Source organism: Clostridium cibarium (assembly GCF_014836335.1).
Taxonomy (GTDB): Bacteria; Bacillota; Clostridia; order Clostridiales; family Clostridiaceae; genus Clostridium; species Clostridium cibarium.
Window position 1 is genome coordinate 22,365 of record NZ_JACSRA010000036.1, and the last position, 10,584, is coordinate 32,948.

Here is a 10,584-nt window from a genome sequence, read left to right on the forward strand (position 1 = left end):
GTTATTTATTTATCTCTATTATTTTTTTTAATTTCTCTATTAATCTTATTTCATCTTCTTTATTTCTCTTTTTGGGATTTGGAGTCTTTCCCCCACCCCGTCTTATTCTTTGAGAAATATGTCGCTCTTCTAATAACCTATCGATATTCTTATCTGTATAACTATATCCTTTAGGACTTAATACAAATGACTTCTTAGGCAAACACATAGCTGCCACTCCATAATCTTGAGTAATAACTATATCATTTTCAAATGCATTATTAACAACATGCATATCCACACTTTGAAACCCACTATCTACAACCCTAACAGTTGAATAATCACTACTTATATAGTGATTTATATCGCAAAAAATAAGTACTTCTATATTTTCAGACTTCGCTACTTCTTCAATAGCGGAGATGCTTGGGCAAGCATCTCCATCTATAATAATCTTCATATTATAATCTTTTTTCTAGTTCAGCCTTCATATCTTCATATCCTGGCTTACCTAATAATGCAAACATGTTCTTCTTGTATGCTTCAACACCTGGTTGATCAAATGGATTAACACCTAAAAGATATCCGCTAATTCCACAAGCTTTTTCAAAGAAGTAAACTAATTGTCCGAAATAATATGGTGACAATTCTGGTACATTGACAACCATATTAGGAACTCCACCATCATTATGTGCTATTAGTGTTCCTTGGAATGCCTTTTTATTAACAAAGTCCATATCCTTACCAGCTAAGAAGTTCAATCCATCTAAATTATCTTCAGTTTCTTCGATGAAGATTTTCTTACTTACATTTTCAACATTAATAACTGTTTCAATAAGATCTCTTCTACCTTCTTGTATGTATTGACCCATAGAGTGAAGATCAGTAGTAAAGTCAACTGCTGCTGGGAATAATCCCTTATTATCTTTTCCTTCTGATTCTCCGTATAATTGTTTCCACCATTCATTGAAATAATGTAATGCTGGTTCATAGTTCACAAGGATTTCTATAGTCTTACCTTTGTTATATAATGCATTTCTAGCTGCTGCATATTTATAACAATCATTTTCTTCTAAGTTAGGGTTTGAGTATACTTCTCTTGCATCAGCTGCACCCTTCATCATTTCATCTATATCAATTCCTGCTGCTGCTATTGGTAGCAATCCAACTGGAGTAAGAACTGAGAATCTTCCTCCTACATCATCAGGTATTACAAATGTTTCATAACCTTCTGCATCAGCTAAAGTTTTTAAAGCTCCCTTTGCTGCATCTGTTGTAGCAAATATTCTCTTCTTAGCTTCTTCTTTTCCATATTTCTTTTCCATGTATGATTTAAAAATTCTGAATGCTATAGCAGGTTCTGTAGTAGTACCAGATTTAGATATTACATTTACTGAAATATCTTTTCCATCAATAGCTTCTAAAAGATCACTCATATAAGTAGAGCTTATATTATTTCCTACATAGAAAATTTGTGGTGTCTTTCTCTTTGAAGAATCTAATGAATTTTGGAAATTATGTGTTAACATTTCTATAGCAGCTCTTGCTCCTAAGTATGATCCACCAATTCCTATTACTATAAGAGCATCTGAATCACTCTTAATCTTTTCTGCTGACTTCTTTATTCTTTCAAATTCTACCTTATCATAATTTACAGGAAGGTCAATCCACCCTAAAAAATCGTTTCCAGCACCTGTTTTGTTATGAAGTTTGTCATGAGCCGCTTTAACTAATTCTCCCATATAACTTACTTCATGCTCTTTTAAAACTGGAGCTGTTTTTGACAAATTAAATGTCAATGCTTTTTTCATAACTATTACCTCCGAATATTATTAATGGAAATTTACTCTTCCTATTATATCATAGTTATTGTAGATTTTTTAACCAATTCATTATTATTATCTAATTTTAACACTCATATTATTTATGTTGCACAAAAAACTATTTTTTTATGTTTAATTTATCAATCATAAAAAATGTTGCAAGTTATTCTAGGCAATAAAATACTTTACATACTTACTTTAAATCTTATTAGACATGAAAATGAACTATCTAAAATCTTATTTCACCATTTTAGATAGTTCATTATATTAATATTATTTTAATTGAAATTGTGTCTTTAATGTTAATGAATTTTTTATAAATGTGAAGTTTGCATTTGATCCATCTGAATTTACATATTCATACATAATAGATTCATTATCTTTTATCTTATCTTGAGACATTATTTGTCCTTCGCCCAAAATTTCTTTTACCTGTTCATAAGTCATTCCATTATTTATTTTATTAAACTTCTCCAATGTTATACCTGCATCCACAGACTTAAGTCTAATCTGTGCTTTTCCTACAACAATCCCATTTTGAACTGTTACATTTAAGTTACTTCCAGCATTTCCATCCCAAGAGTAAAGTGTTGTTTTAACTCCAGAAATCTCTGAAGACGATTTTTCTGTACCTTCACCTATTAAATTAACAACATCTTCGTACTTTTGTCCCATCTGAATCTTTAAAAAATTGTCATAATTTACTTTACTATCTTCAGTTCCTCCAGTGCTTTCAGCATTATCACTTTTACCTGAAGAATCTGTTTGATCAGTAGCAGTTTCAGAACTTACGCTGACGTCATTACCTTTATCTTTATCCTTACCTTTTTGACTTCCTATAGCAATTCCTATTACTAACACAACAATTACCAAAATACACCATTTATTAAAAAATGGCTTTTTTTCTGATTTACTCACTTACATCCCATCCTTTTTTTACGTATAATACTATTTTACATCTTATTTCTTAGTTTGTAAATAAATAGGATATATTGAGTTTACTTGACATTTCCCTATAATTTCCATGTCGGTTTTTGTAGATATATTATTTACTTACTTCCTTTTCAAATCTATATAATAAAGATGCTATATTTTCTTGTGCAAGTTTCAAAGTAGGACGTGCTGCCTTCTCCCACTCTGAGCTATCATAAGAATTACAAACAGCCTTATAAGAATAAGCATTTTTAGCACACTCATTTAATATTTCAGTACAATATTGATCAAAACTATAATCAGAATATTTATCATAAGCATCACTGGTATTTACAAAAAATAAACTATTGTTTTTACTAATATATTTTTCATATTGTGAATGACTGCTTAATCCAGCTATCATATTTGATGCATGATGAGGTACATTTACATCTGTTAAAAAATGTATAGCACGCCCTAACTGTTCCATAGAATATGTTTTATTGGAATTGTAACTTTCCACAGCATTTCCCATATGTTCTTTAAACTTTGTCATCGCAGTTATTTTTGAGGCAGATAAAAATGCTGGCAAATAATTTTTATTTGTATATGGGTTGTAAAAATGATAAGCAAAAGCATAATCAGCTTCATCAGAATCAGGCTTATCACAATATTCTAATAATAATTTCTTATTATCATTATAAAAAATAACTGCATTACTGCCCTTGTCATTTTCTATAATTTTTAATGCTTGTCCAACAAATTGTTCATGAGAATCATTTGGTCCATTGCTAGATAAAGTTTTTGGTACATAATCTTGTGTATTAACTTCCTGTGCAGATACTGCTTGTCCAGCAGTAAAAATCATTATAACACTTGTTACAATAGTCAAAATTAGTTTCTTTGATTTTTTCATAAAACTCACCTTTCTTCAAATAATAAATTTAAATTTTCACATATATTAGTTCATTGTCTATTATTCTTATTTAATTTTACCCTTTATTTTACATACAATCAATCTTTTTACATAATTTTTACTTATAATATTTCAAAATTAAACAAAAAGTAGCTACGTCATATATTAACTTAATATAAAAACGTAACTACTTTATTATGTATTTCTACACATTATTTTTCTCTTTGAAATCTATTTATAATATGCCCAAGATTTTTACCTATACTCATTATAGTTACTAGGATCAATAAGAGCCAACCTACAAATGGAGAGAATGCTAAAAGCACGATTAGTACCAAGATTAACAAAGTTACCAATAACTTTAACAAAATACTATTTACACATTTTAAGCTAGCCACAAGTCCAAGTAACGAATTGCAAATAAAGAATGTATTTGCAATTTGTACAGTCCATTCCACAGTTATAAAATCATTATAAATAAGGAAAATAAGTAAACAGTGAAATGTAGTTAATAATATTAAAGCTCTTTTAGGAGATCTCTCTCCCTCATTTTTTCTTAAAAAAGCAGGAAGAGCTCCTTTTTCTGCTCTAGCTGCCATTTGTCTTGTTACAGCACCTAATATCATTATTAAAGTTGCAAAACACAAGCCTGCTGCTATAATTCCCATAATAATATAAGACCCTTCCCCGAATAAGGGAACAAGGATTAAACTTACATTAATATCTGTCTCCTTTGTAATAACTTGTCCATTCATACTGTTCTGTAAAGCAAAAGTGGTCAGCATATATATAGAAATAACAGCAAATAAGCTAATTTTCATAGCACGCATAAGCGTCTTCTCAGGATTAATTACATCTTCAACATAGTTTCCAATCACTTCCCAACCAATAATCGCCCAAAACAATAATAAAAGAGTTGATCCAAGTGTTGTAACCTGTGGTAAAGCATTTGGAAAAGTTATACTACTTTGATCTAATATATTAAAAATACTACTAATAATAAGAATAAATCCTGTCAATGAAGAAAGTATTAACGTCACTTTTCCCATTGCCGTTATTCCCATCATAAGTATAAATACATTAAGCAATAACAATACAAAAACCACAAAGATCTTATAGTTATTAGCTCCAGGAATAATATCACAAACAAATCCCGATGCTGTATACAAAACAGCTACTGGTCCAAAGCAAACTGCTGCTGTCAAATAATTTGAAGATAATTCACTAAAATTATGTCCTAGTTTTTCTCCTACTATTAAGTTTACTCCCTCATTACTTGAAGTTAGTATGCTCATTTTTGTAAATATGTAAGCAAATATAGCCCCCATAACCATAGTTATTATCCATGCTATTATGGCATTATCTCCAAGCATATGAATTGCAATAGGTGGTAAAAGTACAATACCTGATCCTAATATAGGCCCTATCATCAACCCACTTAGTGAAATTGTGTTTAATTTTTTATTCATATTTCTCCCCCTCGTTGTCATGTTTTTATTATATTAGGGGGAAATTCATTTGTAAAATTGAAATTATAGATATGTCTTATCGAAAATTTCGATTTACCTTTTAAGAATTTTTCGCAATGAAATACTATAGCCAATTATACCTATAAAAGCTCCAATTATTCCATATTGTAATAACATTCTTTCATTTACCAATGTAGAATCTATACGATTAAATAAATCTGCGAAAACTATTAATTTATCATATAGAACCTCATATAAAGTAAACATCGATATACTACCTAATAGAGCCCCAATAATTCCTATAATTAATCCCTCCGTAATAAAAATCCATCGAACAAACCAATCAGTAGCTCCAATAGCTTTCATTACACTTATTTCATATTCCCTACAAAACATAGACATCTTAATTATAGTAATAATTAAAAATAATAAAACTCCTATTATTAAAACGAACATTGACACTCCAATTAACATTAATTCTTTCTCTGCAATTTCCTTAACTGAAAACATATATAATAAAAATAGTCTAACAATAAAGACAGCTATAGATATGCTAATCATTGAAGCAATTGTTGTTGTAATATTTCTCTTTAAACTCTTTATTGCATATTCGAAAAAATATTTTACTTTATAAGCCTTCATTCCATCCTCCCATTTTCAATTTATAAATTAAAAAAAGTGAAGTAAATTATTAATAATAGCGAATAAACTTTATGTTTAATTGCTGGTCTGCACTCATAATAAAAACTACATCTCAAATAATAATATCTTCACCTGTTATATTTCGTAATTTTTCAAGAGCAATTTCTATTGCATGTTTCTTTGTATCTACTATTGATATATCATTTTTTATTGGTATCCACCGTTCATCCCATTCATCTTCAAACCATCTCAATATTTCAATACTAAATAGTCCATCAGTCCGTTTTATTATTTCCACTTTGTACTCTTTCTTTTTTGAAATAATTTCTTCAACAACCTCCACAATGCTATCCTTTCATATATTAAATAAATTACTTATAATATTTGGTTTCTAAATATTAAATATTCTCTATCTAATTAAAACTCTAATCATCTCATCTGTAATATCAACATCATTCTCATTGAATAGCTTTATTTTGTTAATATTAATAAAATTCACCTGTGTACTATTCGGAACCTTACAATATACTATATAATATTCTTGCTGTGGTATTTCAATTTTATACTCCTTGCCATCTAACTGTATGTTTGTATATGTAATTTTCATATCAGGATTTTTACCTAAAAGAATAATGTATTTTCCCTTGTTTGTTTCAATTATCCTATTTCTAAAATATCCACTGCCACGTTCTGTAAAATCAATTTTATATTTATTATTAAGACCTTTAGTTAGTGCTGCATACCCAATTCTTTTATCCAAAGTATATAAAGCAAACTTCTTATCATCTAATTTTAACTCTTGCTTGATGTCAACATATGCATCATCTTGAGGATCTTTGTCAATATCTTTGTTTATGCTGATTAATGAATATTTAGGATTAGCAAAACTCATTACAGAAATTTCTAATTGCCTTTTATCATTTAAAATTCTATATGAACTCAGATTTATTATGAATCCTATAAAAACAAATACTAATAGAAATATTCCTCCCCAGAATAGCTTTTTCATAGTTCCCCCTTATTAATGCTTCAAATAATTTATACCAATTATATCATCATATATCACGAAGTTATATTGAAAACTACTAAATTACTAGGCATAATTCATATTAAGAATACTATTTCTTTTATTTTTTCAACATCCATAATCATATTTATTTAACTAAAAAAATCCCCATTGCTGAGAATTCTTTTTACTATAAATCACCACTTATTCTGTTTTCCTTCCATAGAATTACTGATTTATCATAAAACTCATTAGCTTCTTCAATAGAATTAAATGCTCTCTTAGGTATTACATGAAATGAACTATTAGAAAATATAACATAAATATAATCCTTATTCTCAGTAACACTATTTATAGCTTTCCACTTCGACAAAGTATCATTATAAGATGTTATTTCTCTGACACCTTCTTCATTCATCTTTATAGTGTGCTCACAAAAATATCCACCTGCTTTTTGAAGTTTTCTTATTTCCTTTTCAATAAGGTTATAGTATGCAATTAAATCTAATATGCCTCCTCCAACAATAGTTATCAAGATAATCATTATTGTTTTTATTTGTATTTGGAATGAAAATTAAAAAAACAATAAAAAAATTAGAATTATTGAAGGAAATGTAAATAAAAAAGTAATAAAGTTACGTCTAATCTGTGGCAAATTGAACATGACATACTTAATGCATTTCTTAAAATCCTCACGAGTTATCTCATATTTTACATTCATACTTAATAATCACCTTCTAAAATTTTTTACTCCATACGTTCTTGGAATTTTTTTCATGCGAATTTATTATAGCATCTTCCCCATATATATGATATATAAATTATTTATATATAAATTTAATCAATTCTTAATCTCACTTTTATTTAAACTATTTGGAATGTACTCATCCCCATTACAGTCTTTCTTTGATAACGAATCTTTCTTAGTCGCAGTAAAATAAAATGATTTCCCATCAACTGAATATCTGACATTATTTATGTTTAACAATATCTTTGTACTGCATATATTGTATTATCATTAATTATAACTCTTCCTACACGAATATCTTTTTTACTTTCTCAGCCATTCTCTTTTCCTCCTTTTTTGTATAATAAAAAGAGTACATTTCTGCACTCTTCTTATTTTCCCCATTTAACAAATAGGTTTATTTATAATTTCTTTATTGTTATGTTTTCTTTAAATTAAAATTAATCTCTAGTAACTTTATAGTTAATTTGTTCTATCCTATAGTAACATATATTATTTTCTACTTAATGTTTTTTCAAAACTATATTGCTATACTACAAATTCTAGCATTTAGTTTTATATCACTTAAACTTGTGATTCTTGCTTAAAAATCTAATGCAAATACTGTGAAATAATACTTTGATATTTTGAATATTCATTCAAATTGTCTTTTTTTATTATTACATTATTCTTAGATACATCTCTAATTGATATTTGTTCACTCCCATCAGATATATAAGGTTGCAAACCATCAATATCGCTCTTACCATATGTTGGATTGTAATACATAAATGATTTTTTCTCTTTATTGGACATATTATATCCATTAGGAACTTTTAATTGTTTTAAAAATACTATATACTCATTCCCTTCAATCATTGGTATATACCCCAAACTAGTGTATACTGCATCGACTTGTACAGTAATAGGTTCATATATATATATTTTTTTTTCTCGCTCTAAATCAATATCACCTTTTAATACATCTTCTACCTCTACACTTGATAGTACACATTGACTTAGATACTCTCTTTCATTTGTCATCTTTACTCTTGCTACAATTGGAGAATCTTTAAATATATCGCCTATATTATCAAGCTGATCATAGTATTTTTGCTTATTAGTGTTATTAATAATTTGATAGTCCATAAAATCTAAATTTTGATTAATAGTATATTGAAATGACCTTTTTGTTTTAATTCCAATTAATAACGGTATTAATACTATTATTAGCAATATTCCTACTATTACCTTATTTCTATTTTTGTCCATATTTAATATCTCACTCTCTATATCTTAATTTGCAACTATCTCAGATACTAACCCATTATCTATCTTAAATTTTTTATCAGCCAATATATTTATATCATCACTATTATGACTAGCAACAAGTATTGTTGCTCCTCTTCTTTTTTCTTCTAATATCATCTCACGAACTAAATTACAACTTTCCTCATCTAATGCATTTGTTGGTTCGTCTAATACTATTAAATCTGGTTTTTCCATAATAGCTTGTACAATAGCTAGTTTTTGTTTCATTCCTAATGAAAATTTTTTGTATTTTAACTTCTTATATTGATCTAGTCCTATTCTACTTAATTGACTATTAATTTGTTCATCATCAATTATATTCTTAATACTACTTAATATCTTCAAATTTTCATAAGCTGTATAATTACCCCAAAAACCTGGGTTTTCAATTATTACTCCCACACTTTCTGGAAATGAAATATCTTCATTAAGTTCCTTTCCATCTATTAAGATTTTACCTTCTGTTGGTCGAATCAGCCCACAGATAGCTCTAAATAACATTGTCTTTCCAGAGCCATTTCTTCCAATAAACCCATAAATCTTGCCTTTTTCTAATTGTAAATTCACCTTACTTAAAACAGTTGTTCCTTTTAAAACCTTGCTCAAATTTTTTATTTCTATATAACTCATATGGACCTCCTATATTATATCTCTATTTTCTATAATTTTTTTTATTATAAACTGTAATATTATAATAACTATAAAATTTACTATGATATTTACTAGAAAACTATGATTATTTAAATAAAAACTGAAATAATATATATCTCTATTTATGATTTTATTAAATGAATCATACCAACCAGTTATAGATCCTACAAATGGAGTATATTTGTAGAAATTCTCTGATATATTAAGTAAATTTAGTATACATGGCGTTAATATTGATATAGAGAATATAGCTATTGAAGCTGTATATCCTACTATTTCTTTGAATTTAAAAGAAATAATATTAGCAATTAAATTTATTATGACTAAGTTTAATACTAAATTTAGAAATACACATGCAATAACAATACCAAAATCATACAAATTAATTATTCTAAATCCACAAATAACCGCTAAACCAATTACTAAAATAAATTGAAAAGTAAGATATATAAAAATTATACAAAACAACTCAACTATTTTAATATTAATCCACTTACTCTTTTTATTTGTTCTTGTAAATATATATATATAATTTTTATTAAAATCTTTATATATATAATTTCCACATATATATGTGATAACAATAAAATTATATATATAGTTAGTGTAATTTGTAAGAAAGTTTTTTGATTTCATATCAAAATTACCAAAAATATCAATAATAATATAATCTAAATCAATACTATTTGCTTTCAATAGATTTATTTTAAATACAACTATAAAGATATATCCTATTGATCCAATAACAAACATCCAATTCCAATATTTTAAGAAACTTTTTCTAGTTTTCATCATATAAAATATCCTTACTACATGATTTATTAATTATAAGCAAATAAATAAAAATTCCTATTATAAGAAAGCATATGATATAACTTAAATGGATAAATATCTTATTATGATAATTAGTAAAATCGCTTTTATAAAATAGAATTTTATTAATCGTCATAATGTTCATTTTACTAACCCTAACAAAAGCATCTATTAATGTTAAGACTCCAAAAACTATAATTGAACTTGTTATTATTTTATTTAAAATTAAATTGATAAACACAATTGCTAAAAAGATACTTGTACATCCTAAAATATCTATGACAATAGTAGTACATAAATATATAATAAAGTCTATATTTACATAACTTATATTA

The 10,584-nt window shown here is 27.0% G+C and carries 13 protein-coding genes; all 13 read right to left on the minus strand.

Annotated features, from left to right (window positions below):
- Position 1 precedes the first annotated feature (1 nt).
- Positions 2-439: a YaiI/YqxD family protein gene (locus H9661_RS17400; RefSeq protein WP_191770035.1), complete on the minus strand. Its 438-nt coding sequence runs from the start codon at positions 437-439 to the stop codon at positions 2-4.
- Position 440: 1 nt separating this feature from the next.
- Positions 441-1,790, minus strand: a complete 1,350-nt coding sequence (locus tag H9661_RS17405) for a glucose-6-phosphate isomerase (RefSeq protein ID WP_143316820.1) — start codon at positions 1,788-1,790, stop codon at positions 441-443.
- A 285-nt stretch (positions 1,791-2,075) separates the two neighbouring features.
- Positions 2,076-2,720 (minus strand): DUF3862 domain-containing protein, encoded by a 645-nt coding sequence (locus tag H9661_RS19745; protein WP_191770037.1) that lies wholly within the window; start codon positions 2,718-2,720, stop codon positions 2,076-2,078.
- Between the two features lie 127 nt (positions 2,721-2,847).
- A complete protein-coding gene (locus H9661_RS17415) occupies positions 2,848-3,630 on the minus strand; it encodes a zinc dependent phospholipase C family protein (protein ID WP_143316822.1) in 783 nt (260 codons plus the stop codon).
- A 212-nt stretch (positions 3,631-3,842) separates the two neighbouring features.
- The gene (locus H9661_RS17420; RefSeq protein ID WP_191770039.1) at positions 3,843-5,099 is read right to left on the minus strand and encodes an APC family permease; all 1,257 of its coding nucleotides are present in this window, start codon (positions 5,097-5,099) and stop codon (positions 3,843-3,845) included.
- Between the two features lie 93 nt (positions 5,100-5,192).
- The gene (locus H9661_RS17425; protein WP_143316824.1) at positions 5,193-5,741 is read right to left on the minus strand and encodes an FtsX-like permease family protein; all 549 of its coding nucleotides are present in this window, start codon (positions 5,739-5,741) and stop codon (positions 5,193-5,195) included.
- Between the two features lie 112 nt (positions 5,742-5,853).
- Positions 5,854-6,084, minus strand: a complete 231-nt coding sequence (locus H9661_RS17430) for a hypothetical protein (protein ID WP_207729705.1) — start codon at positions 6,082-6,084, stop codon at positions 5,854-5,856.
- Positions 6,085-6,150: 66 nt separating this feature from the next.
- A complete protein-coding gene (locus H9661_RS17435) occupies positions 6,151-6,750 on the minus strand; it encodes a hypothetical protein (RefSeq protein ID WP_191770040.1) in 600 nt (199 codons plus the stop codon).
- Between the two features lie 187 nt (positions 6,751-6,937).
- A complete protein-coding gene (locus H9661_RS17440; RefSeq protein WP_191770042.1) occupies positions 6,938-7,291 on the minus strand; it encodes a YcxB family protein in 354 nt (117 codons plus the stop codon).
- A 795-nt stretch (positions 7,292-8,086) separates the two neighbouring features.
- Complete coding sequence (locus tag H9661_RS17445; protein WP_191770043.1) at positions 8,087-8,746, minus strand: hypothetical protein; 660 nt, start codon at positions 8,744-8,746, stop codon at positions 8,087-8,089.
- Between the two features lie 24 nt (positions 8,747-8,770).
- Positions 8,771-9,415: an ATP-binding cassette domain-containing protein gene (locus tag H9661_RS17450; RefSeq protein WP_191770044.1), complete on the minus strand. Its 645-nt coding sequence runs from the start codon at positions 9,413-9,415 to the stop codon at positions 8,771-8,773.
- Positions 9,416-9,424: 9 nt separating this feature from the next.
- Positions 9,425-10,231, minus strand: coding sequence for a hypothetical protein (locus tag H9661_RS17455; RefSeq protein WP_191770045.1), 807 nt, complete (start codon positions 10,229-10,231; stop codon positions 9,425-9,427).
- A partial coding sequence (locus tag H9661_RS19435; RefSeq protein WP_207729706.1) for a hypothetical protein occupies positions 10,218-10,584 on the minus strand: 367 nt, incomplete at its 5' end. The genes H9661_RS17455 and H9661_RS19435, both read right to left, overlap by 14 nt.

What these genes read in the sequence shown, in the direction of transcription:
- H9661_RS17405 (WP_143316820.1), bottom strand. Translation starts at nt 1,790, where the DNA reads ATGAAAAAAGCATTGACATTTAATTTGTCAAAAACAGCTCCAGTTTTA.
- H9661_RS17435 (WP_191770040.1), bottom strand. Translation starts at nt 6,750, where the DNA reads ATGAAAAAGCTATTCTGGGGAGGAATATTTCTATTAGTATTTGTTTTT.
- H9661_RS17425 (WP_143316824.1), bottom strand. Translation starts at nt 5,741, where the DNA reads ATGAAGGCTTATAAAGTAAAATATTTTTTCGAATATGCAATAAAGAGT.
- H9661_RS17445 (WP_191770043.1), bottom strand. Translation starts at nt 8,746, where the DNA reads ATGGACAAAAATAGAAATAAGGTAATAGTAGGAATATTGCTAATAATA.
- H9661_RS17450 (WP_191770044.1), bottom strand. Translation starts at nt 9,415, where the DNA reads ATGAGTTATATAGAAATAAAAAATTTGAGCAAGGTTTTAAAAGGAACA.
- H9661_RS17455 (WP_191770045.1), bottom strand. Translation starts at nt 10,231, where the DNA reads ATGATGAAAACTAGAAAAAGTTTCTTAAAATATTGGAATTGGATGTTT.
- H9661_RS17400 (WP_191770035.1), bottom strand. Translation starts at nt 439, where the DNA reads ATGAAGATTATTATAGATGGAGATGCTTGCCCAAGCATCTCCGCTATT.
- H9661_RS17440 (WP_191770042.1), bottom strand. Translation starts at nt 7,291, where the DNA reads ATGATTATCTTGATAACTATTGTTGGAGGAGGCATATTAGATTTAATT.
- H9661_RS17420 (WP_191770039.1), bottom strand. Translation starts at nt 5,099, where the DNA reads ATGAATAAAAAATTAAACACAATTTCACTAAGTGGGTTGATGATAGGG.
- H9661_RS17415 (WP_143316822.1), bottom strand. Translation starts at nt 3,630, where the DNA reads ATGAAAAAATCAAAGAAACTAATTTTGACTATTGTAACAAGTGTTATA.